This window comes from Sphingobium cyanobacteriorum (assembly GCF_030580935.1).
In the GTDB taxonomy this organism is placed as follows: domain Bacteria; phylum Pseudomonadota; class Alphaproteobacteria; order Sphingomonadales; family Sphingomonadaceae; genus Sphingobium; species Sphingobium cyanobacteriorum.
The window spans coordinates 1-25,460 of record NZ_JAUQOM010000021.1; the positions used below are offsets into that span (position 1 = coordinate 1).

The window sequence follows — 25,460 nt, forward strand, 5'->3', positions numbered from 1 at the left end:
TGCTCAAGCGGAACGAGGTCGAGATCGGACAATGCATCAACAAGTTGATCGTGAGCCAACCCAAATTCATTGTGGGCTATGAAATCTGCCACGATGTGCGCTTGCTCCACTCCAAGCCTATCCCGCTCAATCTCCAAGGCGCTATCCAGCAAACGAGCCAGTTCCCGCCATTTTCGTCGCTGATCGAAGATGCCCATCCCTTGACGATACGGCCGTAACCGATCCCGTTCAATCTGGGACCGCTCTTTCAGCCGTTTATGGGTTCACGTCCTAGATAAACATGCACATCGGGTAAGGCAGAATGATCGAGGGTCGATGCGACTATGTTGTCCGGTTCGCAAGATCGCCCGTCCGGCTAGAAGCGCATCGCCATCGTCAGCCCACCGCCCTTGGAATCGGCCCAGGGCATGACCTGCACATCCTGGCTATAGCGTGACGTGATCAGGAAACCGGACGCTTCGCCGACAGCCGCGCCCGCGACGACGTCATACCAGTGATGCTTGTCGCCCTTGACCCGCGCGAAGCCGACAAAGGCCGCGATCAACTGGGCCGGGATTCCGGCCTGCCAGCCCTGGCGATTTTGCAGCGAGGCGGCGGCGGCGAAGGCCGTCGCGGTATGGCCCGACGGGAAACTGCGCCTGTCGCTGCCGTCCGGGCGCATTTCGGGAAATGCCCGCTTCAGTCCTTCAGACGCCACAAATGCAGCGCCCACGCTGCCCGCGGCCTGCAATGCGCCGTCCCCGTCGCTCTTGACCAACGGCAATCCCACCGCGCCGACGACGAGGAGGTTGCGCGCGATCGTACTGGCCTTTTCCCAATCTTTTGGTGCAGCCTGCGCCGGATTGACGGTCAGCAGCAAAAGCCCGCCCGCCGCGGTGCATAGTCGTTTCAGCATGATGATCCCCCTCACGCAGGATGCGTGTGTGGCCAGACGCCGGGCGGCAGGGAGCGCCTCAGTTCGTCGCACGCTTTTTCATGGCGGCGCTGCCGAAACTGCGCGCCCCATCAAAATTTCTGCCGACCGGCTGGGGTGGCATGTCGTCCCTGGCGTCCTTGCGACAATCGGGAGAATGACGTGGACAACCCAGCCGCCTTGCAACTGATCGCACGCCGCTATGCCGACGTTCATGGTGCAGCGCCCAATCTGGGCTTTCCAGCCTGGTGCTTGCAGGGCCGCAGCGGCATCGTCGGCGCGGCGCTGGGCTTTCAGCGCGCGCATCATGGCCGGCTGTTCCTCGAAGCCTATCTGGATGCGCCGGTCGAAACCTATCTGGCGCCCCTGTTCGGCACGGTTGTGGACCGCAAGGATGTTGTCGAGATCGGTTCGATGGCGGCGGACACGGCGCAGGCGATGATCGCGCTCTGGACGCGCGCTGCCAACGACCTGAGCAGCGAGGCGGACATTGCGGTTGCCGTTCTGACCGCGCCGCTTCGATCCATGTTCAGACGCCTTGGCCTTATATTGCACGAACTGGCGCCGGCCCGCGCGGACCGGCTGGGGCGCGCGGCCAGCCAGTGGGGCAGCTATTATGATCTGGACCCGGTCGTATGTGCCGGGCGGATCATGGAAGGTCAGGCCCGCCTCGCCAGGCGGAGGCCCGCATGACGGCGTTGTGGACCGCGATCACCGCCCATGCCGACACCAGACCGGACATGATCGCGATAGACGATGGCGAAGGCACGCAGATTGGCTGGCGTGCATTGCGCAGCGCGATAGCGCAGCACATAGCGCATCTATCGCAGAATTTCAGCGCTATTCGGCCCATCGCCATGGAAATGGATCATGGGCCGTGGGGCTGTATCGCCGATCTGGCGCTGCTGGAAGCCGCGGTCCCCGCGCTGCCGCTGCCCGCCTTCTTCACGCCCGATCAGACCGCCCATGCCTTGCAGCAGAGCGGGGCGTGCGCGATCCTGCGTGAAGCAGGCCATGACGGGCTTGACTATATCCTGCTGGACGGGGCGGACATGGCCCTGCACCCCGGCACGGCGAAAATATCCTTCACGTCGGGTTCCACCGGCACAGCCAAGGGTATCTGCCTGTCGGCCGCGCCCATGCCGGGCGCCATCTGGCCCTGCTGCCGCCCGGCATATTGCTGGAAAATGTGGCTGGTTTCTATGCGACGATGCTGGCTGGCGGCACCTATGTCGCACCGCGACAGGCGCGCGTCGGTCTGGCCAATCCCTTCGTGCCCGACTTTCCCCTGATGGCCCGACACATAGCCGAACAGAGGATCAGCTCGCTCATTCTGGTGCCCGAATATCTGCATGGCCTGGTGGTCGTCATGGAGATGTCTGGCCTGCGACTGCCCGCCCTGACTTTGGTTGCCGTTGGCGGCGCGCGGGTTTCCCCGGCGTTGATCGACCGCGCAAGGGCTGTCGGCCTGCCCGTCCGGCAGGGCTATGGCCTGACCGAATGCGCCTCCGTCGTCGCGCTTGAGCGGACCGGGCGTGGCAAGGCGGGCAGCGCAGGGCAGAGCATCGGCCATAATCGGGTGCGGCTGGCCGCCGATGGCGAGATTCTGATCGACGGGCCGGTGTGCCTGGGCCGGCTTGGCGAAGCGCCTGCCACGGGGCCGCTGCATACGGGGGACATCGGCCGGTTCGACGCCGATGGCCAGCTCTGGATCGAAGGGCGCAAGTCCAACCTCATCATCACCGCGCATGGCCGCAACATTGCGCCCGAATGGGTGGAAAGCCTGTTGCTGAGCCAGCCTGGCGTCGCGCAGGCGATGGTCCATGGCGATGGGCAGGCGAGCATCAGCGCGCTGATCGTGCCCCGTTCGGCCGATGCCGACATCGCCGATGCCGTCGCCGCGGCCAATGCGGGATTGCCCGCCTATGCCCAGGTCCGGCAGTGGCGGACCGTCGCCCCCTTCACCCCGCTCAATGGCCATCTGACCGGCAATGGCCGGCTGCGGCGGGATGCCATCGCCCGGACCTACCATCAGGAACCCAGCCTCATGCCCTTTTATGACCGTCTGGTGAACGCAACCGCGGACGACCGCCTCTCTCTGATCAACGTGCCGCAATTGCAGGCGGGATTGCGCGGGCGGATCACCCTGTCCACCTATATCGCCTATCTGACGCAGGCCTATCATCATGTCCGGCACACCGTGCCGCTGATGCAGGAAGCGCGCGCGCGCCTGTCCGCCAATGCCATGCTGGTCGCGGCACTGGACGACTATATCGCGGAGGAAACCGGGCATGAGGCCTGGATCCTCAGCGATATTGCGGCGGCTGGCGGCGACGCGCGGGCAGCGGCCGCCAGCCAGCCTCATGCCGCGACGGCGGCAATGGTCGACCATGCCTATCGCGTCATCCGCACCGGCAATCCCGCGGCCTTTTTCGGCATGGTCTATGTCCTGGAAGGCACCAGCGTGGCGATGGCCAGTCATGGCGCGGATGCGGTCCGAACGACATTGGGACTGCCGCGCGAGGCCTTTTCCTACCTGACCTCGCATGGGGCGCTGGACCTGGAGCATCTGCATGTCTTTGAAAGCCTGATGAACCGGATGGACGATCCGGCCGATCAGGCCGCGATCATCGCCATGGCGCACGCGATGTTCGGGCTGTTCGGGGCGATGTTCGCCGCCATTCCGATGGAGACGCTCGATGAAGCCGCTTGACGGACAGCATGTTATCCTGACCGGCGGCGCCGGTGGCATAGGGTCACTGGTGGCGCAGCGGTTGCGGGCGCACGGCGCCTATGTCGCGGGTGTCGATCGCGTGGATTGCGACAGGTGCGATGAAACGATCATCGCCGACCTGTCGACGGAGGCGGGGCTGCGCGAGCTCAGCGCCACGCTGGCGGCGCGCAGGGTCGACATATTGGCCAATGTCGCGGGCGTGCAATATTTCGGTCCGGTCGAGCGTCAGGACCCGGCCGGCCTGTGGCTGGGCTATGTCGTCAACCTGATCGCGCCCGCCACGCTGATCCGGGCGGTCCTGCCGCAGATGCAGTCGCGCGGCGCTGGCCAGATCGTCAATATCGGGTCCGTGCTCGGATCGATCCACTATCCCTATTTCGCGACCTATTCGAGCAGCAAGGCCGGGTTGCATGGCCTGAGCGAAGGATTGCGGCGGGAACTGCATGGCATGGGGATCGCCGTTACGCATGTCGCGCCGCGTGCGGTGCGCACGGCATTCAACAATGCCGATGTCCATCGCTTCATGGACCTGACCGGCATGACGGCGGACGATCCGGCAAAAGTGGCCGACCGGATCGTAACCGCCATCGTCCGGCGCGAGCGCGACGTTGCGATCGGTTTTCGCGAACGCCTGTTCATGCGCCTCAACGCCCTGCTGCCGCGCATGATCGACGCGGGCCTTTCGGCCCAGACGGTCAAGGCGCGCGCGCTCTTTCCCTCCTTGTAATGAAGGATCCTGTCATGTCCCGTTTTTCGACTTTGTGCCTCTGCCTGCTGCTGCCGGTCATGGCGACCGGCGGAACCGCGCATGCCTCCAACAATCCGCAAATGGATGCGCAGGTGATGCGCATCAACAATGAATGGGCGCGGATAAAATATCAGGTCAGGGACAAGGGCGATCAATATGCGCAGCTCGACAAGCTCGCCCAGCAGGCCGCAGCCGTCGTCGCCAAATATCCGGGGCGCGCCGAACCGCTGCTGTGGCAGGGCATCGTGACCAGCGAGGAAGCCGCGCAGGCGAGCGTGTTCCGGCAGTTGGGCCTGGCATCGTCCGCGCGCGACATATTGGAAAAGGCGCGCGCCATCGATCCCAGGGCGGCCAATGGCGGCGTGGCGATGAGCCTGGGCGTTCTCTATTACAAGGTGCCCGGCTTCCCCCTTGGCTTTGGCAGCGCGGGCAAGGCGCAATCCTATCTGAAGGCGGCACTGGCGCAGGACCCCGACGGCCTGGACGCCAATTTCTTCTATGCCGATTATCTGATGTCCAAGGGGGATGATGCCAGTGCCCGCGCCTATCTGGCCAGGGCGCTGAAGGCGGCCCCCGATGCGAACCGGCCGATATGGGATGCCGGTCGCCGGGCGGAGGCGCGCGCGATGCTGGGCAAGCTCGACCGTCAGGCCCGGCGCTAGGACGGGCGCGCGACATGACGATGTGGCATGCGCTTGGCCGCCAGCTCGGCAATCCGCAGGGGATGGCCGGCGCATGGGTGGGGCGGATCATGCGGATCGCCAATGACCGGCCGACGCGCATCGCCGTCGATGCGCTCGACCTGCATCGCCATGAGGTCGCGCTGGACCTGGGGTGCGGGTCGGGCCATGCGATCGCCCTGATGGCGCAGCGGGCGCGGTGCATCTACGGCATTGACCAGTCGGCCGTCATGGTCAGGCAGGCGGGACATCGCAACCGCGCCGCAATCCGCGCGGGTCGGGTGTCGGTGACGACCGGACGCTTCGCTGCGCTGCCCTATCCCGATGCCAGCTTCGACAAGATATTGGCGTCCAATGTCGTCTATTTCTGGCAGGACGAACAGGCGGTGCTGGCCGAAGTGCGGCGCGTGCTGCGCCCCGGCGGGATGTTGAGTATCTACGTGACCGACGCCGCCACCATGCGGCAGTGGAAATTCGCGTGCAGCGGAACGCATCGGCATTTTACGGCGGGGGACCTTGCGCGGCTGTTGACCGATGCGGGGTTCGACGGGGACGCGATCGAGGTCAGGCCGGTTGCCATCAGCCGGACGATCCAGGGCTTGCTGGCGACCGCGCACCATCGCGCGCCTTGCCCCGCTTCGTCCTGAACAGGCTTGCCAAAGCAGCCAGCGCAGCCGACAAGCAGCCTGTTCCAGCGGATGATTGCATGGTCGACGACGCGCCTGACAGTGGATTGACCGAAATTTATCAACGGCACCGGACGGAGGTGCTGCGTTTTCTGGTCGCCCGGACGGGCAATGCGGCAGAGGCGGAGGACATCGTGCAGGAATTGTGGATCAAGACCCGCTCGGTTCCGTCCGGGCCGGTCGGCAATGGTCGCGCCTATCTGTTCCGCATGGCCCAGAATCTGGTGCTCGACCGGGTGCGGGAACGGAAGCGACGCGAACATCGCGACAAGGCCTGGTCGGACCTGGAAACAGGTGCGGTCCCGGCGGCAGCCGAGGTTGCCGACCCCGGCCGCAATGCGCTGGAGCAGATGGAGGATCGCGAAGAAGCGGCGCGATTGATGTCCGCGATCGCAACCGTGCCGGAAGGCGCCCGGCGCGTCTTTCAGTTGCACAAGATCGACGGGCTGAGCCATGCGGACGTTGCCGCCCGCCTGAACATCAGCAGGAGCGCGGTGGAAAAACATATGGCGGTCGCGATGAAATATCTGCGCCGTGCATTGATGGACTGAGGCAGGATGGTGGGCGTGACGTTACACCAGCAACAGGGAAGCAGGTGGACCGGGGCGTCCGGCTGCATATTGGAACCGATATGACCGACCGGATCATGGACGAAGCACTGGCCTGGCACAGCGCGCAGCAATCGGACGATTGCGACTGGGATGCCTTTGCCCTGTGGCTGGAGGCCGATCCGCGTCACCGGGATTGTTATGACGATGTCGCGCTGATCGATCGGGCGATCGAGGACCATCGCCCCGTCCTGCAATCCGTGCTGACGCCGCCCGCGCCCGTCGACATGCCGCGCGTGCGCCATCGCCGGGCGATATGGGCCATGGGCGGTCTGGCCGCGGCGCTGGCGCTTGTCTTTGGCCTGTCGACCTTTGCGCCGGGCCGTGACGCCGCCGTCGATTATCGCACCGGGCCGAACGAGAGCCGCGAAATCGCCCTGGCCGACGGATCGCGCATCCATCTGGCTGCCGCCAGCCATTTGCACGTCGCAGGCGAGCGGCAGGATCGGCTGACGATAGAGGGCAGCGCCTATTTCGACATCCGCCACGATCCGGCGCGATCAATGGTCATCCAGGCCGGCGACCAGCAGGTCAGCGACATCGGCACGCGCTTCGACATTCTGACCATGGGCCGGGCGGCCCGTATTGCCGTCGCCCAGGGGGTCGTGACCGTGTCCTCCCCTTCGCTGGCCAGCGCGATCACGCTGGGACAGGGGCGACAGTTGATCGTCGATCCGGCCGATGGCGATGCCGAAGTCCAGACCGTGCAGGCCAACGATGTCGGGGCCTGGCGCGAGGGCAGGCTGGCATGGGACAATATGCCCCTTCCACTGGTCGCCGCCGACATCAGCCGCTATGCCGGAAGACCTGTCGCCGTGTCGCCCGATATTGCCGGGCGGCGCTTTTCGGGCGTGCTGGTGGTGGGGGATGGGACTGCTCTTGTTGGCGACGTTGCGCGGCTCATGGACCTTAAGGTCGCCGATCGGGGTAGCGGCCTGCTGCTCACTGGCGCTCGGCCTTAGCCAGCCTGCGACCGGCCAGGCGCGGACATCGATCGACATACCGGCGGGACCGCTGCCGGCCTCCATCGCGCTCCTGTCGCGCCAGCGGGGCGTGTCGATCGGCTTTGAAGGACGGCTGCCGACCTTCCGTGCCAGATCCGTGCGGGGCGACATGCCAACCGCGCAGGCGCTGGCGACGATGCTGGCCGGGTCTGGCCTGGACTTTGAACAGCTCTCGCCGACCATATTCCGCATCGTCCGACGCAAATCCCTGGCGCCCACGCGCCACCCGGCCATCGCTAGCCCCACGCCAGTCGCCCCGGCCGATATCGTCGTTACGGGGAACAAGCGTAGCCAGTCGCTCGCGACATTGCCGCTGGGCGTGTCCGTCCTGTCTTTTGCCTCCGACACGGCCGGTGCCGCCCTTGGATCGGCCGCTATCGCCAGCCGGGCAGAAGGGCTGACGCTCACCAATCTGGGATCGGGACGAAACCGCCAGTTCATCCGCGGGGTCGCGGACAGCCCGTTCAACGGCAACACCCAGTCGACCGTCAGCATCCAGGTGGATGACGCCCGCGTGACCTATAACATGCCCGACCCGGACTTGAGGCTGGTCGATGTGGCGCGCGTCGAAATACTCAAAGGGCCGCAGGGGCCGCTCTACGGTTCGGGGGCGCTGGGGGGCGTCTATCACATCGTGACCCGGCCGCCAGACCTGACCGGCATCGGCGGGTCCGCATCGGCGGGCGTCTCCTCGGTCGCGGCGGGCGGGCAGGGCGGGACGTTGGAGGCCATGATGAACCTGCCGCTGGTCACGGACCGACTGGGTGTCAGGATGGTGGCCTATCATATGCGCGAACCCGGCTGGATCGACAGCGGCGCGCGGCGCGACGGCAATGGCGCGCGCATATCGGGAGGACGGATTGCCGTCCGCGCCCGGCTGGGCCGGCAATGGACGATCGACCTTGGCGGCTGGTCGCAATTTCTGAATGTCGGGGACAGCCAATATGTCTATGCGCCCGGCACCCGGAAACGGGCGGACATGATCGCCGAGCCGCATGACAATGACTTCATGATGGCCAGCGCCGTGGTGCGCGGCCGGATCGGCGACGCTGATTTCCTCTCTTCGACCAGTTGGGTCGGCCACGAAGTGACCAGCCGGCTGGACGCCAGCGCGTCGGCCCCGGCCTTTGGCCGGACAGGTGCGCTCATTCATGATGACCGTCGCCAGAACAGGCTGCTGGACCAGGAACTGCGCCTGTCGAGGACGAACCCGCAGGGGCTGTCCTGGCTTTTCGGCCTGTCCTTCATCCAGTCGCAAAACCAGTCCGCCGGCCTGTTCACGACGGCACCGGCGCAGGCGGCCGTGCCGGGCCTGGAAAGTCGGCAAACCGTGCGCGAGGGCGCCGCGTTCGCCGAAGCGACCGTGCCGCTGTCATCGCGGATCAGCGTGACGGCAGGGGCGAGATTGTTCGCAACGTGGAGCGAAAATGAAAACCTGTCGAGTGACGGCACGACGGAAAGCGCAACACGCAAGATCGGCCTGTCACCCAGTCTGGCCGTCTCGTGGCGCAGGAATGAGCAAGACTTCGTCTATGTGCGTTACGCGGGCGCGTTGCGACCGGGTGGATTGTCGTCCGCAGCAGGCGCCACGTCTGCGGCCTATCATGCCGACGAATTGCAGACCGCCGAGGCGGGATTGCGTCATGCGGCGACAGGCGGCTTCACGCTGGACGCCAACGCCTATGTGACACGCTGGCAGCATGTGCAATCGGACCATCTGCTCGACAACGGGCTGGTCGCCACGCGCAACGCGGGCGACGCGCATATTTACGGCGTCGAGATGACGGCGCGCTGGCGCCTGTCGTCGCGATGGTCGGTGGCAGTCGGTGGTACGGCCCAGCGCGCCCTGCTGACAAAGCCTGTATTCGACCTCACGCTGGGGGATGACAGGCGGCTGCCGGTCGTCCCGGAGCTGACATGGCGCATGGAGGTCAGCCATATATTCAATATGTCGGGCTGGAATGGCGAAGTGGGGGCCAATGGCAACTATATCGGTTCATCGCGCCTCAGCTTCGATCCGGGCCTGGATCGTGCGATGGGCGATTATGCCCTGGCCAGCGTCTTTCTTGCGTTCAACCGGGATCGTTGGCGTGTTCGCGCAAACATCGACAATCTATTCGACAGCGCCCATGACACATTCGCGTTCGGCAATCCTTTTTCGATTAGGACCCGCCCTCAATATACTCCGGCATCACCGCGGGAGGTGAGGTTGTCAGTGGGCATGCAATGGTAGTTAGGGCAGTGCCACATTAGCGAACATCGCGATTCATTGCTGACTTTGAGCATGCAATCGTCGACCATATATTTCAAAAAATCACAGAATATCGATGATTTAACAAAATTTTGGACCTGCCTCGCCGCAGCCGTCATCAACGCTCTATGAAGTCCCGCATGTCTTGGCGGGGGCGTGTTGAGACAGCCACTGGATGACAAATCCTGTCAGGATCGCGATGCCCCCTCGACATGGTGCGGCGGGTCGAGATGATGCTTCGTCGGCGTCGGGGGGAGAGAGCGGCATGGCCAAATATGCACATTCGCTGGAGGGCAGGCCGGAAGCGGACTGGGAACCGCTGGCGTCGCCTCCCACGCGGAGGCGTGGATCGGAACAAATTGGCCAGTATATTCGGCTGGCAGGGCGCGGGTCTTGGGTGCGTTTCAGGGCAGCGGCTGTATGGATGCTCCCGGACAGCGGCAGGCGAAGGTTGCCACGCGCCTTTGTCTCCCTGCCTTCGAGTCGCCTGGGGCCGAAGGCGGGCGCATCATCTTTTGCAATATTCTGCGCCCGCGTCCCTGTCTGGCCGAACCCTTTGGGCAAGGCGTTTCACCCGCCTTCGGCCCGCTGCGCTGCAAGGACGCAGGGGGCAATCTGACGTCATCCCGCCTTAACACATGATGCGGGTCACGGCCTGGCCAGGCGTTCCGCATCGAGGAGCGCATCCAGCTTGCGCCTGGCCCGCACGGCCCCGGCATCGACTTTCAGTAGCACGGGGTCCAGTGCCCAGAGATCGGACGTGCCCATGCTGCGTTGCTGTTTCTCCAGCATCGGCTTGTCCTCGTTGAGGAAGGCATGCGCGAGGGATGCCCTCAGCATGGCGTTGAAGCCTTCATTGTCGACCAGGAAGCGCCGCGTGCTGCACATGAAATAGTGGGTCGTCGTCTCTGTTTCAGGCACCATGTTATGCAGGGTGACGGATTCATGGCCGGGCGTCCGTGCCTCGCCCACTTGCATTGCTGCGGTGCTCAGGATCATCAGTCCCGGCGGCTGCCAGACAACCTGGGTCCAGATGTCCGCCCGCTCGGACGGCGCCACCATCGGTGCATAGGCCGGGGGAGGCACGCAGTTGGACGAGTGCCATTCGGCGATGACATGACGGCCTTCTTCCCGCGTTGTCGCATCGGCGCCGGTGATGATCCCGCCGATCGAGGTCGGGTGCAGATAATCTGCGTGGCTGAGATCCATGATATTGTCGGCGATCAACTGATAATTCGCCGCCGTCGGCATGTACATCTGGATGCGGGCACTTTCAGGCGTTGCGTCAATGAAGGAGAGGTCAGGCAGCAGGCCGTGATCGGCATCCGCTGCATCGCCCATCCACACCCACAATGCGCCATGGCGTTCGACGACTTCATACGCCTTTACCTGCATTTTCGACGTGACCGGCCCGTGCGGGTTGGCGACGCAGGAACCCGCACGCCCAAAGGCGAGGCCGTGATAGCCGCACGTCACCGTGTCGCCATCAATGCGGCCGGCGGAAAGGGGGGCGAAGCGGTGCGGACACCGATCCACAAGAGCGATCACATCACCATGCGCGCCGCGAAAGAAAAGGATCGGTTCATTCAGGATACGACGCACCAGTGGCGTGTCTGCACTGACTTCGTCAGCCCAACCGGCCTGATACCAGCAATTGCGTAACCAGTTCATCGACGGACACCCTTCACGGAAATTTCAAACCCACGCCAAAGCATTTTTCGACTTCCTTCCAGATTCGGGTCAATCCACTGCACAATCCCTGGTTTCGTTGCCGTCCACATGCGCGGTTCCGGCCTTTGACCATCGCGTCAGGCGCTGCGCGTCGCCAGTTCCGCCACGCGACGCCGGACCAGGGCGGACGGCGCATCGCCTTCGAGCAAGGCAGGGCGCATCTTCCAGAAATCCCTGTCACCGATGATCCGATCAATGGCTTCCAGAACGGGCTTGTCCTCATGCAGGAAAACGTCCCGGACATTGTTCGTGATCTGGTCCGTCACCGCGCGCCCGCCAAGCGCAAAATTTCTGACCGACGATACCCAGTAATGACAGCTATGCGCGGTTTCGGGCGTGAGGATTTGCATCGTATCGGTGAAGATGGTTTCCCCGCCTGGAACCGTGATCCTGGCCGTGATCCTGATCAGGGATGGCGGGAACCACTGGAACAGGAAATGCTGATCGGCGGTTCCCCCCGGCACGAACGGTCCGAAAAGCGCCTGAACCGGCTTGTTGTCGGCCGTATAGATACCCGCGATACTATGGCCATCGTCGATCAGTTCAGGCGATTGCGACAGCACCCCGTTTGTCGCAAGCAGTTCCGGGTGCAGGAAATCAGCGTGGGACGCATCCATGAGATTGTCGATGATCAGCCGGTAATCCGCATTCATGTGCAGATAGGCGTCGCCACGATCTTCGGCCGGCAACTCTTCCAGGAAGGACATGTCATCCGGGATCGGGATCGGTGCGCTGTCTTCGCCGCCTTTCATAAACACCCAGACGAAGCCGAATTTTTCGCACACTTCGTAGCCAGGAACGTCAAGCTGCCTGTGCAGCGCGCCGCCTGTCCGGGGATTGTGGATGCATTTGCCGGAGCCATCGAATTGCAGGCCATGGTAAATGCATTCGATCGCGTCGCCGCGACGCTTGCCCATTTCGAGCGGTGCGAAGCGATGCGGGCAGACGCCGCCGATCGCAGCCATCATGCCGTCCTGACGACGATAGAGGACGATGCGTTCGTCCAAGAGGGTACGCCCGATGACATTGTCCTGGGCGAACTCGGTGGATAGTCCGGCGACATACCAGGCATTTCTGACGAACGTCATTGCATACTCCCGCAAAGTGCCGGGCTCGTTCAATCGAGCCCGGCTATATCCATTCAGGTCACTATCGGACCATAGGTTTCAAAACTTCGTCCGCACCGTCAGCCCATAAGTCCGCGGCGGCTGGTAGGATGCCGACGTGCCGGTGGTCGCGACATTGTTGAAAATGAGCACGGCTTCGTCAGTGATGTTACGCACCCATGCCCGGACACTCAGAGATTCATCGCTGTTCGACCAGGTCAGGGATGCGTTGACCACGTCGAACGCGCCTTGACGGCGGACATTGTCGACATTGGTGTAATAGCCGTCATTATGGTTCCAGTCCGCCGCGAACACCGTTCTGCCGCTGCCCATTTCCAGCGTGTAGTTCAGGCCAAGACTCGTCACGAAATCGGCCGTATAGGCAAGGCGGTTGCCCTTTGCGTTGATCGGCGTCGCGGTGCTTCCGCCCGTCGGCAAGGGGATGTTGGCGATCGCATTGGGATAGTCACCAAAACGATCATGGATCAACGTGGCGCCGAAGGTGAGCCGCAAGGCATCGCTGAGGACGGCCTCACCATCGATATCAAGCCCATAGACTTTGGCTGACGGTCCGTTGACGGTGCCGAGCACGCCGGTCGGCAGAAGCAATGGCACCTGGATGTTCTGATAGTCATAGTAGAAGAATGCCGGATTGAAACGGAGCCGACGCCCCAGAAGGTCAGCCTTCATGCCGACCTCATAGGCGTCGATCACCTCTGGATTATAGGCTGGCTGTTCGGGCGTGCCCAGATTGAAGCCGCCCGCCTTGAAGCCGCGGTTCACCGATGCGTAGAACATCACGTCGCCGACGCTATGGTCGATGCTGGCACGCCAGGTGATCTTGTCGAATGATTTGGCCTGATTGCCGGCGTTGGGCGGGAGCAGGCTGATCTCGGTGCCATCGGGCAGTACGCCGATGGTCTGGCCGTCGACGGTCCGCTTCTCATGCGTATAGCGCAGGCCGCCAGTCAGATTTGTGTCTGGTCCCAGCGGCACCGTCACCTGACCGAATGCGGCATAGGAGTCGGTCTTGACATTGCCCCGGTTGCGGAGCCGGGCGAACGGGAAAAAGGGCGAGTCCGGGCCGGAAAGCACAGGCCCGACAATCAGGTCAGTCGGGCTGAACGTGCTGTAGCCGTTGAAATAATATGCGCCAAGAACCCATGTAATCGCGCTGCCCGCCCCGGATTGAAGTTGCAGTTCCTGGCTGAACTGGCGATCATTCTGGACGATGAGGACAGCACTGGCCGGGGTGGGCGTCAGGTCGAAATCGAAGATGGTGGATAGCTTGCCCGCTCGATAGGCGGAGATACTCACCAGCTTGAGGTTCCCCAAATCCTGGTCGATCCGGGCGGTCACTCCGCCGCTGCGGGTCGCGAGGCTGAAGGGTTGATCGACGTTGGTGTCCCATTCGTCGCCGCCGGTGGGCGGACCGAATACGGGGATTTCGTCGCGGAACTGGCGGAACGCAGGATATGTGCCGCGCGCTTCGGAATAGTCGCCGCTCAACCGGATTTCGGTCGTTTCGCCCAATTCAAGCAAGAGCTTGGAACGGAAGGATAAATCCTTTTCCACGCGATTGACGTCCCGGCCGGTCGCCAGGTTCGTCCCAAAGCCCTTGGCCTGATGCGCGCCGGTGAAGGCGACGTCGATCGCCGCCGCGTCGGACAGTCCGGTGGTGAGATAGACGCTTCCCGACAGCGTGCCGTAATTGCCGTAGCTGAGTGACACATCGCCGCCGGCATCATGCGACGGATCCTTGGTGATCACGTTGATCAGGCCGCCGGTGGCGTTTCTGCCGAAGAGCGTTCCCTGCGGGCCTTTGAGAACTTCGACGCGCTGTATGTTGTTGAACGACAGCAGGGTGGAAGGTGCCGCCGCATAATAGACGTTATCCACATAGGTCGCGATCGAATTTTCGAAGCCCGGCCCCGTCACCGACGTGCCGATGCCACGCAGGCGCGGCAGAAAATAGCCGGCACCTGTACTCACGGTAAGGGCAGGGGTAATGATGCTCAGCGACTGCGCGCTGGTTACGCCCGCGCTTTCCAGCTTGGCGGCGCTTGCGGCGGAAATGGCGATAGGCACATCCTGCAATCGTTCCTCGCGCCGCTGCGCCGTGACGATGATGTCCTCGATGGCACCGTGCACCTGACCGGATGGTGCGCCAGGCTTGGGCGCGGCCTGCGCGGTCTGGGCGGCAGCAGCTTGCGATGCAAAAGCCAGCGCCAGTACAGAGACTTCGATAACCCTGGTAAACATGGTCCCCTCCTCCAATATTATATTGTGTGTCATGATGTTTTAGCGCGCGCCGCGTTTGATCGGATGCCAGGTGCGCGCTCCAGTTGTGGGTTTTCGCATCGTTTCTGGCGGAGCTATCGGCCAGGGCAGCTAAAACCGGCACCCACTTTTCCGTACGATGCTCTAAATGCCCGTTGTTCTGATCAGCGGCAAAATCTGGCGTTCTTCGGCGACCACGAACAGATCCGCGCGTGGATCGAGCAACCCTGCGATCAGCGATGCCTCTTCGGCCACCGCCGCGCGATATGCGCTGACCAGATCGGTATCCGCAGCCCCGTCGAACCAGATGCTCTCGATGCCATCATAGACATTGATCGCCGCGCCCCTCACGAAACTCTCATCGACTTCCTTCTCGCCACCGGGCAGCGCGTGGTTGCGCACGAGTCGGCAGATCCGCGAGGCAAGCACGGGATGTGCGGCGAGGCGGGCTGTTTCAGCGCGCCAGGCTTCGAAAAAGGCCTGCTGGGTCACGCCTGCGCGGCGGCGAAGATAGCGCATGGCCTTTAGCCGGCCGTTGCGCGGCGATGAGACATCCTGCTCCTCTTCAGCGCAGGCGACCACGATGACGCGGGCCGCATCGGTGAACACCGTTTCGTCAGGTTGTATCACCGACTTATAATGGGGCGTGCTCGTCGCGCGCTGCATTGTCGCGGCATCAGCGAACCACAATTCGCTCACGCCGTCGACTTCGGGAAGTTGACTTCCATCATCTTGAAGCGCGTTGCAGCAATCGATAACATGGTTCTGCGTGTAGCGATCGACGTAGTTGTCGGGATCCGCCAGAACTTTCCCGCCATGCACCCGCTGATAATAGCGTGAAAATTCCAGGCGCGTGAATCCGGCATGCCGGCGGCCGGCGATCATGAACTTGAACATCCTCTTCTCCCAGATCGCCGTCCATAGCAGCGAACTCGCGACATTATTAAAACGACCATTTAAACCTGTCAACGCCACAGCGCAAGATTCGACAGGCTGAATAGCGCGCCCCGCCACAGGTCCGCTGTTGAATGATCTATGGAGAAGGGGGCCTAAACGACTGCGGCCCTGCCCCTGGCGCAGCGGCCGTGCCGCAGCATGCTGCTGCTCCTGAATGGAGAAATGGCGAAAATACTTATGCCAGCGGCAAGCGCGCATGTTTTGGCGCGGCACCGCAAAGGGGTGGGCCAGGCATGCGCATGCCTTTGCCCAACATGTCGAAGAAGGGCTTGCCAAACATTAAACCGATGTTTAATTCATGCCGTCAGCTAAGGCCGGGAAGCGGCCGTATCAATGTTAAGGGAGAGGCTGGGTGGCGAATTACGATGTCGTGGTGATCGGCGGTGGGCATAATGGCCTGGTGACGGCCGCTTATCTGGCGAAGGCAGGCAAACGGATCGTCGTGCTGGAGCAGAACGACTATCTGGGTGGCGGCGTGGTGACGCGCGAGTTGACTGTGCCTGGCTTCAAGCATGACCAGCACAGCATGGCGCACATCATGATTCAGGCCAACCCCCTTCTGGTCAATGACGAACTGGGCCTCAAGGCGCGCTATGGCCTGAAATATAATTTCCCCGACCGGCCTTTCGCATCGATCTTCGACGATGGTTCGACCCTGTCGATGACGACGGACCCGGAAGCCAATATCGCGGAGATTGCCAAATTCTCTCGCAGCGATGCGGATGCCTACGCCGAGATTTCGCGCCTAGGGCAAGCGGTGCTGCCGATCCTGACATCAGGCTTTTATCAGCCGCCGGCGCCATTTGGCGCCACTTTCGCCATGCTGGACCAGAGCGAAATCGGGCGTGAGCTGATCAACTTCATGCACAAGAGCTGCTGGGACATCATCGCCGAGCGTTTCACGAACGAAAAAGTCCGCATGCACTTTCTCAAGCTGCTGAGCGAAAATCTGGCTGCGCCGGATGAAAAGGGCACCGGCATCGCGCTGTTCTTCTTTGTCGCGATGATCGAGAAGTACGGAATCGGCGTCGGCGTCGGCGGGAGCGCTGTTCTGACACATTCCCTGATCGCGTCGCTGACCGACAATGGGGCGGAATTCCGTACCGCGACGCGGGTGGAGAAGGTGATCGTCAGCGATGGCCGGGCGGTGGGTGTCCGCACGGCCGATGGCGAGGAGTTCCTGGCCCGAGATGCGGTGATCGGCGCCATTCATCCTCATTTGCTGGGCAATTTCATCGACGGGATGGACTCCGGCGTCAAGGCGCGCGCGGGCCGCGTGCAGCAGGCGCTGTACAGCGCCTTTGCGGTCCACGCGGCGCTGAACGAGCCGTTGCGCTACAAGACGGACGAGGACGTGCAGGACGCCTATGTGATGGAACTGCTTTCCACCGACATGGAAGCGTTTCTCCGCAAGTTCGACGAATTGAAATATGGGCGGATCCCCAGGGAGCCGCTGATCGGTCTTTCCTGCCCGTCCGTTGCGGACGGCACCCGCGTGCCGGCCGGCAAGGCGACGATGTATGCCTTCTCCTACGTCCCTTATTCGCTCAGCGAGGGCGGGCCGCAGCAGTGGGACCGGATCAAGGACGAATATGAAGCGTCGCTGATCCAGCATATGGCCAAATACTGCCATAACCTGGATGCATCGAACATCATCGCGACCTATTCGGATTCCCCGCTGGATCTGGAGCGCAGTTCACCCAGCTTCCAGCGCGGCGACATTCATGGCTGCGCCCCTTACCTGACCCAGTTCGCCGGGCATCGTCCGACCCCCGACCTTGGCAACTACACCGTGCCGGGGCTGGAGCGCATGTATCTGGTTGGTCCGTTCATGCACCCTGCCGGCGGCGTGTTCGGCGCCGGTCGCGGAACCGCAATCCGCATGTTCGACGATCTTGGCATGAATTTCGACCGGGTGATCGCATGAAAATCTACGCACAGGACCGCAGCGAGTTGATGGATGTCCAGTCGCTGGACGTGATCGACGGCGAACTCGTCATCAAGGGCAAGGTGTTCGGCGCGATGCCGATGTCGGCGAGGCTGTCGCCGTCCCAGGCGCGCAAAGGCCTCAGGCTGCTGACGCCGCGCATGGTCCTTTTCCTCATCACCTTCCTCTTCCGAAGGGGGAAAAAGGCCTAGTGGCGGGTGGCGAGCGCGTGGACATGTCCGCGCGCCGGCTGCTCCCATTCCACGCTGCATCGGGAATAATGTGCCATGATCATTCTCTACGGGTTCGGACCGGATTTCGGCCTGCCCGAAATCAGCCCCTTTGTCACCAAGACCCAGGTTCATCTGGCGATGGCGGGGCTGCCGTTTGAAAAGCGGATCGGCGATTTTCGGCACGCGCCCAAGGGGCAGCTCCCCTATATCGAGGTTGACGGCCGCAGCGTAGGCGATTCGACCTTCATCCGCGATGTCATCGAGGCGCAGTCCGGCGTCGATCTGGATGCCGCCCTCTCTCCGGTCGAACGGGCCCACGCCTGGGCGATCGAACGGATGATGGAAAATCATTTCCTGTGGGCAGGGGTAGCCGAGCGCTGGTTGCATCCGGCCAATTTCGAGCGGGGGCCGGGGAAGTGGCTGTCCGGCGCGCCTGCAGAGTTTCGCGCCGCGACGCAGCAGCGGATGCGCGACACTATTCATGCCGTCGGCATAGGTCGCCACAATGAGGCGGAGATCGTCCAGCTCGCCGGCCGATCGCTTGAAGCCGTGTCCGCAATCCTGGGGCAGAAGATATTTCTGTTCGGCGACCGGCCATGCGCTGCGGATGCGACCCTGTTCGCCATTCTGGCCGCGGCCCTGACGCCCTATTTCGACGGCCCGATCCGGGATCGCGCCGAAAGCCACCCAAATCTTGTCCGTTACGTCGATCGCATGATGGCGCGCCATTTCCCGGATCATCCGTGGCGCGTGGGCTGACCATGGCTGACCGTATGATCTGGCCGCCGCTGCGAACGCTCGACATGAACAAAGGAACGAAGAAGTGATCAGACATGAGAATGCCGTCGTCGTGGTGACGGGCGCAGCGTCCGGCGTTGGCGCGGCCACGGCGCGCCGCTTTGCGGCCGAGGGCGCGAAAATCCTGCTGTGCGATGTGCAGGATGCGGCAGCTCCGCTGGAAGCCATCCGCGCGGCAGGCGGCGTTGCCGAGCAGTTCCGGGTCGACCTGTCGGCGGCGGGCGCGGGCAGCAAGATCATCGCTGAAGCGGGGCGGATTTTCGGCGGTGTCGACATCCTGATCCATAATGCCGGCTTCGGCACTGGCGGGACGATCGAGACGACCAGCGAAGCCGACTTGCAAAAGGTGTTCCAGATCAACCTGATGGCGGCGATCTCGCTCGCCCGCGCGGCCATACCCGTTCTGCGCGGGCGCGGTGGCGGCAGCCTATTGTTCACCAGCGCGCTTGCCGGTCGCCGCTACTTGCCAAACGCCATCGCCTATTCCGTCAGCAAGGCCGCGATCGATCAGTTGACGCGCGCGCTGGCGATGGATCATGCGCGCGAAGGCATCCGGGTCAATGCGGTCGCACCGGGTCCGGTGAACACGCCAATGCTGCATGAAGCCTGTCAGGTATATGGCATCTCGCCCGACAGGCTGGCCGCAGGCATGCCCACTGGCCGCCTGACCGAGCCTGACGAAATCGCCGCCCTGTTCGCCTATCTGGCGAGCGCCGACGCACGCTCCATCACCGGACAGGTCATCGGCATGGATGGCGGAATGTCCGCCGGCTTCTTCCCGCCCGCACCTGCCGGAGATCACGCATGACCGATGCGACCATGCAGGCTGTCCGTTACCACCAGCGCGGTGGGCCGGAAGTCCTTGTGCTTGAAACGATTCCCCGGCCGGTTCCTGCCCCGCACGAAGTCTTGGTGCGTGTCGAGGCCGCCGGCGTCAATTTCGCCGATGTCGCCCAGCGCGGCTATGGCCATTATCCCGTGCAGTTCCCATTGCCCGCGATCGCCGGCAGCGAATTCATCGGCACGATTGAAGCGACGGGCAAGAACGCCAGGGTGGCGGTGGGGCAACGGGTCCTTGGGGCCTGGCCGGGCGCAGGCTATGCCGAATATGTCGCCTTGCCGTCGGCGGCAGTCTTTCCGGTCGCGTCGGATATCGCGGCTTCCGATGCGCTGGCGATCTTCATCCAGGGGCTGACCGCGCATTTCGCCCTGGCGCAGTTGGGGGCCTTGCAGCCAGGAGACACCGTGCTCATCCATGGCGCGGCCGGCGGCGTCGGATCGATGCTGGTGCAATTGGCGCGCGCTTTGGGCGCAGGGTCGATCATCGCCCTCGCCAGCAGTGCCGAGAACCGCGGACGTGCCCGTGGTTACGGCGCTGATGTGGTCATCGACGGGACGCGGGACGACTGGGCCACGCAGGCGCGATCCGCCGCGGAAAAAGGCGTCGATCTTGTCCTCGACAGGTCAGGGGGCAGGGCGATGCTGCAAAGCATGGAGCTTCTGTCGCCGCTTGGGCGCTGTGTGGTCTATGGGATGGCGGAGGAGCAACATCGGGACATTCCGATCGAACCGCTCGTGGCGAAGGGACAGTCGGTGCACGGCCTTTTCCTCGCCCTTCACATGCAGCTTCAGCCGCAACGTGTCGGAGAGGCGCTGGAGCAACTGGTCGCTCTTTTGCGTTCCGGGCAGTTGAAGCCCGACCTGGGCGGTTCGTTCCCTTTATCCCAGGCTGCCGACGCACACCGGCTGCTGGAAAGTCGCCAAAGCTTTGGCAAGCTCATCCTGTTTCCGGGGGGGTGAGGTCGCCGGTCAGGCGACTTCCGGGGCCGACAGTCCCCCAAGCAGGAACGAGAAGATTTGCGCGCGAACTTCACGGAAGTCGGCATGATTGCAAACCTTGCCGCCCCGCAGATGTTCGACAAGCTCTGGATGCCCTAGAACGAGTGAGTAGGTGCCAAGGCCACTGAACATCCTCCAGCCAATCGTCTTTTGCGAAAGGTCGGGGCGAACACGATGAATGGCATTCGCGATCATGCTGTCTGACAGGCGCAGCGTATTATTGATCGTTGACAATACCTGGTCATTGACTTCGGACCATAATACCAGGGTCATCAGGTGCGTAAACAGAATGCGATTATTTCCCACCTCAACCGAATCAAAAACAGGATCGAGCCAGGCGTGCAGAAGAGATTCTAAGGTGACAGGTGTGTTCTGGAGTGCTTGATCAAGCAACTTGATTCGACCAATTGCGACAGCATCACATTCCGCGCGAAAGATTTCGCCAAAGAGATTTTCCTTGGATCCGAAATAATAGTTCACCAATGCGATATTGCTTTTCGACGCCTTCGCAATATCAGATATTCTGACGTCGGCATAAGCGCGTGAGCTGAACAAATGCTTGGCGGCAAGAAGGATGCGTTCCTTCGTTGTCATGGAATGTACGGCAGTCTCACGTCCAGAAGCCCGACTGGTCCCTGATTTCTTTGGGGCGGGCTTGGCAGGCTTTGCCGTTGCAATCTTGTTTGTCGACACGCGCATCTTCGCTTGGCTGGGCCTCTTGTACGACAGCAGGACAATGTCCACGCGATCGCTGACCCGCATTAGCGGTAAGCGGCATGTGAACCAAGTAGCAAATTCCAAGACACAGCCGCCATTACCGTCTAAATACCGGAACGATCTGTCATGCTGATGTGGACGATCGGACGGGGGATGAGGGAGTGGCGCGCGTCCTTTGGCGCGATTGCAATCCGGCCGCGGTGCCAATGGCCGAATGCCCCCATGCTCCTGAAACTGGGATCAAGAATGGAGAGTTGATGCGTTTCAGAGGTCTCGATCTCAATCTTTTGTCAGTATTCGATTGTCTGATGCAGGTTCGTTCGGTCACGGCGGCCGCGAAGAAAATGAACCTGAGCCAACCTGCCATGAGCGCGGCTTTGTCGAGGCTGCGCGAATATTTCGGCGACCCGATCCTGGTGGCTCATGGGAAAAAGATGTTTCCAACGGCATTCGCCGAAAGTCTGGCGCCGTTGGTGCGAGAGTCCCTTGGCGGCATCGAGACAATGCTGGCCACGTCGTCCCTGTTCGACCCTATGCAATCGCAGCGTACGTTCCGCATCATTACGTCGGACTATATCGTGGCAGCCGTCATTGCGCCTTTGCTGAACCGATTTGCGTCCATCGCACCGTCCGTCAAAATTCAAATCGTCGCACCCAATGAGGCCAGCACCCAATTGCTGGCGGACGGAAAAGCCGACCTGATGATTAGCCCGGAGGAATTTCTGTCGTCCGACCATCCGACGGAAATTTTACTGGAGGAAACGCATGTGGTGGCCGGCTGGAACGAAAACCCGCTCCTGGCCGGGACGCTGGATCAAGACGCTTTTTCTTCGGCAGGCCATGTCGCGGTCGCGCTAGGATCGCGATCGAACGCGACCTTCGCGGATCGGCATCTCGCCCAGATGCGGATCGCGCGGAGGGTTGAGGTGACTACCTCGACTTTTACGACGGTCCCCTGGCTTCTCGTCGGAACCCGGCGACTGGCGGTGATGCACAAGCGGTTTGCAGTGGCTGCATCCCGCATCTTCCCGATCACGACTGCGCCGCTACCCTTTGACTTTCCGGTCATGACCGAGCTTGTCCAGTGCCACCAAACGCGCCTGTTCGATGACGGGCTCAGTTGGCTGAGGGCGGAATTGCGGCAAGCGACAAATGATCCATTATTGTGATGGATATCCATCACAACAATAAATTTTGATTAATAGAAATCATCGCTAAAAATGGCCCCAATGAGATCGGGAGGGTGATTTGAAGCGGTTAGAGACGCTGGTTGTCGGAGCTGGCATTGGCGGCCTGTCCGCCGCCATCGCATTGCGGCGCGGCGGGCATCATGTCACCGTCATCGAGCGTGATCCCCAATGGTCGGTCTATGGCGTCGGCATCATTCAGCAGGCCAATGTGGTGCGCGCCATGGACCAGTTGGGGGTGCTTGACGCCTTTCTGGACGCGGCCTGCGGTTTTGATGCCGTGGAAATCTATATTCCCAGCGGCGATCGGGTCGCGCGCGTGCCCGCGCCCAGCCTGGTGCCGGGCAAGCCCGCCAATGTCGGCATCGGACGCCGGGCGTTGCAAAAGGTGCTGGGCGACAGCGCGAAGGCGTTGGGAGCCGATATCCGGCTTGGGGTGACGGTCGATCGGTTGGTGGATGATGGCGCGGCTGTGGATGTCGGCTTCTCAGATGGAGGAGCAGGGCGCTATGATGTCGTGGTAGGCGCGGATGGCGTTTATTCCCAGACGCGCGCGACCATCCTGCCGGATGCGGAAAAGCCGGAATTTACGGGCCAGGGCGTGTGGCGGTACAATTTCCCGCGCCCTGCGGACCTTGATGCGCTGCATGTCTATAATGGTCCGATCGGCGTCGGGCTGGTGCCGATGAGCGCGGAGCAGATGTATCTGTTCGCGACCAGCGCCGAGCCGGGCAATCCGCATTATCCCAAGGACAAGCTGGCGGCGACGATGCGGATGAAGCTGGCGAACACCGCGCCGCAGATCCAGGTGCTGGCCAGCCAGATCGTCGATGACGAGGATGTCGTCTATCGTCCGCTCGAAGCGATGATGGTCCATGGTCCCTGGTCGAAGGGGCGGGTGGTGCTGCTGGGCGACGCCGTCCATGCAACGACGCCGCATCTGGGGCAGGGGGCTGGCATGGCGATCGAGGATGCCATCGTGCTGGCCGATGAACTGGGCAAGGCCGACAGTCCGCAAGCGGCCTTCGCCGCCTATCGCGACCGTCGCTATGCGCGTTGCCGCTATATCGTCGAACAGTCGCTGGCGATCTGCCACGGCCAGATCGGCAAGGGGCCGCCGGTCGACAATCACAAAGCGACCGCAGACATGTTCGCGGTCGTCTCCCAACCCATTTAAATTCCAAGGATAAGACAGCCATGACTCGCGTCACTGAAATTCGTTATGTTGGTTATGCCGTCCCTGACCTTGACGCCGAGCGTGCATTTTATGCGGATCAGTGGAAGCTGGTGGAGGCAGGTGCGCGGGACGGGATGGTGTATTTCGCGGCCGATGGCGGGGAAGAGGGCTATGTCGTACGGCTGCGGCAGGCGGCGGAAAAGCGGATCGACGTGATCGCGCTGGCGGCCGACAGCCGGGCCGATGTGGATGCGCTGCATGACAAGGTCGCGGCGTCGGGGTGCCGGATCATCTGTGCGCCCAGGGAACTGGCGACGCTGGGCGGGGGCTATGGCTTTCGCTTCTTTTCACCCGACGGGCTGACCTTCGAGATTTCCAGCGATGTCGCCCGGCGCGACGCGCGGATGCTGGAGCGCTGGGAAGGGGTGCCGCAGAAGATCAGCCATATCGTGCTGCATTCGCCCGACCACAAGGCGCTGGTGCAGTGGTTCTGCGACGTGCTGGGGTTCAAGGTGTCGGACTGGCTGGGTGATTTCATGTGCTTTCTGCGCTGCAATGCGGCGCATCACCGCATGGCGATCCTGCCGGGGCCGCCCTGCCTCAACCATGTCGCCTATGACATGCTGAGCGTCGACGACATGATGGTGGGCATCAACCGGCTGAAGCAGCAGGGCACCGACCTGCGCTGGGGTCCGGGCCGGCACACGGCGGGCAACAACACGTTCAGCTATTTCACGACGCCCGCCGGCTTTGCGGTCGAATATACGTCGGAACTGGAGCAGGTGGATTTCGAAAGCCATGAGGCGAAGGTCCATGTCCCCGGCCCCAAGGTGATGGACCAGTGGGGCATCGGCGTCGGCGGGCCGCAGACCATGCCGCATCCTGAAGCCGACAAGGGGCTGTTCCAGGCGGTCGAGGCGTAATCCCATGGCGCTGTTCGAATATTTCCCCAACTATATCTGGAACCTGTCGGTCGCGATCGCGATGGAATCGGGCGCGCAGCTCGGCGAGATCATCGACATGTGCCAGCCCATCAAGGACGCGGCGGACGGCGGCGCGGACGCGGGCACGCCCATGTTCATGCAGGCTTGGGCGGCGATGGGCGACAAGCTGCTGGAGCTGGCGGCAGAGGACGAGGCGAAGGGCCGTGCCTTTTCCGCGTCGAACAAGCTGGAGCGCGCGTCGCTCTACCTGATCACCGCCGAACGGATGCAGGGCCATGGCGCGCCGGGGCGGGAGGCGACCTATGCCAGGGCGCGCGACGCCTTCGACCGATCGACCGCGCTGGGCAGGATCAACCGCGAGCGGGTCGAGATCCCGCTCGACACCGGCACCATGCCCGCCCTGTTCACGCGCGCACCCGACGCCGGACAAGGAGGCGAAGGGCGCAAGCCCGTGGTGGTCTTCTGCAACGGCCTGGATAGCTGCAAGGAACTGCTCTACTGGACGCGCCTGCCGGCCGAACTGGCGCGGCGCGGCATATCGACCCTGTGCGTCGACCAGCCCGGATCGGGCGAGGCGCTGCGGCTCCAGAACCTGCCCGTCGATCCGCACAGCGAATGCTGGGCGAGCAAGGCGGTCGACTGGCTGGAACAGCAGCCCGAAGTGGACCCCAGGGCGATCGGCATGACCGGCATTTCGCTGGGCGGCCATTTCGCGCCGCGCGCGGTCGCGTACGAACCGCGCTTCGCCTCCGGCGCGGTATGGGGCGCGAACCATAATTGGCGCGAGGTGCAGGACAGGCGCATGGCGCGCGAGGGCGTGTCAACGGCGGAGCAAAAGTCGGCCATTCGGCGGCGTAAAACCAGGCCATCGTGTTACATGCCGGGGGGAGTGGCGTGAGGGCGTAGCCCGAGGGCCACTCCCCCCGGCATTGGTGTAATT

Annotated in this window: 24 protein-coding genes and 1 pseudogene; 19 read left to right on the plus strand and 6 right to left on the minus strand. The window is 62.8% G+C overall.

Annotation, left to right across the window (positions count from 1 at the left end):
• Positions 1–218: hypothetical protein (locus tag Q4610_RS19815; RefSeq protein WP_304537597.1), on the plus strand; the 218-nt coding region annotated here is incomplete at its 5' end.
• A 137-nt stretch (positions 219–355) separates the two neighbouring features.
• Here the strand turns inward: Q4610_RS19815 and Q4610_RS19820 are convergent.
• Positions 356–895 (minus strand): phosphatase PAP2 family protein, encoded by a 540-nt coding sequence (locus Q4610_RS19820; RefSeq protein ID WP_304537598.1) that lies wholly within the window; start codon positions 893–895, stop codon positions 356–358.
• 180 nt (positions 896–1,075) lie between these two features.
• Here Q4610_RS19820 and Q4610_RS19825 point away from each other — a divergent pair, with 180 nt between their 5' ends.
• The 9 genes from Q4610_RS19825 to Q4610_RS19865 all read left to right on the plus strand — a co-directional run bounded on the left by Q4610_RS19825 (position 1,076) and on the right by Q4610_RS19865 (position 9,606).
• Entirely contained in the window at positions 1,076–1,606 is a 531-nt protein-coding gene (locus tag Q4610_RS19825) for a thermostable hemolysin (RefSeq protein WP_304537599.1), read from the plus strand.
• Positions 1,603–2,205: an AMP-binding protein gene (locus Q4610_RS19830; RefSeq protein ID WP_304537600.1), complete on the plus strand. Its 603-nt coding sequence runs from the start codon at positions 1,603–1,605 to the stop codon at positions 2,203–2,205. The genes Q4610_RS19825 and Q4610_RS19830 overlap by 4 nt, the downstream gene beginning before the upstream one ends.
• Positions 2,103–3,626 carry an iron-containing redox enzyme family protein gene (locus tag Q4610_RS21865; protein WP_304537601.1) on the plus strand — a complete coding sequence of 508 codons (1,524 nt, stop codon included), beginning with the start codon at positions 2,103–2,105 and terminating at the stop codon, positions 3,624–3,626. The genes Q4610_RS19830 and Q4610_RS21865 overlap by 103 nt, the downstream gene beginning before the upstream one ends.
• Complete coding sequence (locus tag Q4610_RS19840) at positions 3,613–4,374, plus strand: SDR family NAD(P)-dependent oxidoreductase (RefSeq protein ID WP_304537602.1); 762 nt, start codon at positions 3,613–3,615, stop codon at positions 4,372–4,374. The genes Q4610_RS21865 and Q4610_RS19840 overlap by 14 nt, the downstream gene beginning before the upstream one ends.
• A gap of 14 nt (positions 4,375–4,388) precedes the next feature.
• Positions 4,389–5,057, plus strand: coding sequence for a tetratricopeptide repeat protein (locus tag Q4610_RS19845; RefSeq protein WP_304537603.1), 669 nt, complete (start codon positions 4,389–4,391; stop codon positions 5,055–5,057).
• Positions 5,058–5,071: 14 nt separating this feature from the next.
• Positions 5,072–5,722: a class I SAM-dependent methyltransferase gene (locus Q4610_RS19850; RefSeq protein ID WP_304537604.1), complete on the plus strand. Its 651-nt coding sequence runs from the start codon at positions 5,072–5,074 to the stop codon at positions 5,720–5,722.
• A gap of 59 nt (positions 5,723–5,781) precedes the next feature.
• Positions 5,782–6,312, plus strand: coding sequence for an RNA polymerase sigma factor (locus Q4610_RS19855; RefSeq protein WP_304537605.1), 531 nt, complete (start codon positions 5,782–5,784; stop codon positions 6,310–6,312).
• A gap of 80 nt (positions 6,313–6,392) precedes the next feature.
• Complete coding sequence (locus Q4610_RS19860; RefSeq protein WP_304537606.1) at positions 6,393–7,331, plus strand: FecR family protein; 939 nt, start codon at positions 6,393–6,395, stop codon at positions 7,329–7,331.
• A complete protein-coding gene (locus tag Q4610_RS19865) occupies positions 7,237–9,606 on the plus strand; it encodes a TonB-dependent receptor (RefSeq protein ID WP_304537607.1) in 2,370 nt (789 codons plus the stop codon). Before Q4610_RS19860 ends, Q4610_RS19865 begins: the two co-directional genes overlap by 95 nt.
• A 666-nt stretch (positions 9,607–10,272) precedes the next feature.
• Here Q4610_RS19865 and Q4610_RS19870 read toward each other — a convergent pair.
• The 4 genes from Q4610_RS19870 to Q4610_RS19885 all read right to left on the minus strand — a co-directional run bounded on the left by Q4610_RS19870 (position 10,273) and on the right by Q4610_RS19885 (position 15,638).
• Positions 10,273–11,295, minus strand: coding sequence for an aromatic ring-hydroxylating oxygenase subunit alpha (locus tag Q4610_RS19870; RefSeq protein WP_304537608.1), 1,023 nt, complete (start codon positions 11,293–11,295; stop codon positions 10,273–10,275).
• 137 nt (positions 11,296–11,432) lie between these two features.
• Positions 11,433–12,443 (minus strand): aromatic ring-hydroxylating oxygenase subunit alpha, encoded by a 1,011-nt coding sequence (locus Q4610_RS19875; protein ID WP_304537609.1) that lies wholly within the window; start codon positions 12,441–12,443, stop codon positions 11,433–11,435.
• 78 nt (positions 12,444–12,521) lie between these two features.
• Positions 12,522–14,723 carry a TonB-dependent receptor gene (locus tag Q4610_RS19880; RefSeq protein WP_304537610.1) on the minus strand — a complete coding sequence of 734 codons (2,202 nt, stop codon included), beginning with the start codon at positions 14,721–14,723 and terminating at the stop codon, positions 12,522–12,524.
• A gap of 162 nt (positions 14,724–14,885) precedes the next feature.
• Complete coding sequence (locus Q4610_RS19885) at positions 14,886–15,638, minus strand: EthD domain-containing protein (RefSeq protein ID WP_304537611.1); 753 nt, start codon at positions 15,636–15,638, stop codon at positions 14,886–14,888.
• Positions 15,639–16,050: 412 nt separating this feature from the next.
• On the opposite strand from Q4610_RS19885, the gene Q4610_RS19890 reads away from it, so the two are divergent.
• The 5 genes from Q4610_RS19890 (at position 16,051) to Q4610_RS19910 (ending at position 20,456) form a co-directional block, all read left to right on the plus strand.
• Positions 16,051–17,625, plus strand: coding sequence for a phytoene desaturase family protein (locus Q4610_RS19890; RefSeq protein ID WP_304537612.1), 1,575 nt, complete (start codon positions 16,051–16,053; stop codon positions 17,623–17,625).
• Positions 17,622–17,837, plus strand: coding sequence for a hypothetical protein (locus tag Q4610_RS19895; protein WP_304537613.1), 216 nt, complete (start codon positions 17,622–17,624; stop codon positions 17,835–17,837). The genes Q4610_RS19890 and Q4610_RS19895 overlap by 4 nt, the downstream gene beginning before the upstream one ends.
• A gap of 75 nt (positions 17,838–17,912) precedes the next feature.
• Positions 17,913–18,617 (plus strand): glutathione S-transferase family protein, encoded by a 705-nt coding sequence (locus Q4610_RS19900; RefSeq protein ID WP_304537614.1) that lies wholly within the window; start codon positions 17,913–17,915, stop codon positions 18,615–18,617.
• Positions 18,618–18,681: 64 nt separating this feature from the next.
• Positions 18,682–19,464, plus strand: a complete 783-nt coding sequence (locus Q4610_RS19905; RefSeq protein ID WP_304537615.1) for an SDR family NAD(P)-dependent oxidoreductase — start codon at positions 18,682–18,684, stop codon at positions 19,462–19,464.
• Positions 19,461–20,456 (plus strand): quinone oxidoreductase family protein, encoded by a 996-nt coding sequence (locus tag Q4610_RS19910; RefSeq protein WP_304537616.1) that lies wholly within the window; start codon positions 19,461–19,463, stop codon positions 20,454–20,456. The genes Q4610_RS19905 and Q4610_RS19910 overlap by 4 nt, the downstream gene beginning before the upstream one ends.
• 9 nt (positions 20,457–20,465) lie before the next feature.
• On the opposite strand, the gene Q4610_RS19915 is transcribed toward Q4610_RS19910, so the two are convergent.
• A complete protein-coding gene (locus Q4610_RS19915; protein ID WP_304537617.1) occupies positions 20,466–21,296 on the minus strand; it encodes a TetR/AcrR family transcriptional regulator in 831 nt (276 codons plus the stop codon).
• 173 nt (positions 21,297–21,469) lie between these two features.
• On the opposite strand from Q4610_RS19915, the gene Q4610_RS19920 reads away from it, so the two are divergent.
• From Q4610_RS19920 to Q4610_RS19935, 4 genes and pseudogenes are all read left to right on the plus strand, one after another.
• Positions 21,470–22,381: a LysR family transcriptional regulator gene (locus Q4610_RS19920; RefSeq protein WP_304537618.1), complete on the plus strand. Its 912-nt coding sequence runs from the start codon at positions 21,470–21,472 to the stop codon at positions 22,379–22,381.
• 79 nt (positions 22,382–22,460) lie between these two features.
• A complete protein-coding gene (locus Q4610_RS19925; RefSeq protein WP_304537619.1) occupies positions 22,461–23,576 on the plus strand; it encodes an FAD-dependent oxidoreductase in 1,116 nt (371 codons plus the stop codon).
• 20 nt (positions 23,577–23,596) lie between these two features.
• Positions 23,597–24,499, plus strand: coding sequence for a VOC family protein (locus Q4610_RS19930; protein WP_304537620.1), 903 nt, complete (start codon positions 23,597–23,599; stop codon positions 24,497–24,499).
• 4 nt (positions 24,500–24,503) lie between these two features.
• A pseudogene (locus tag Q4610_RS19935) lies at positions 24,504–25,337 on the plus strand (alpha/beta hydrolase family protein); the annotation flags it as partial.
• Positions 25,338–25,460 lie beyond the last annotated feature (123 nt).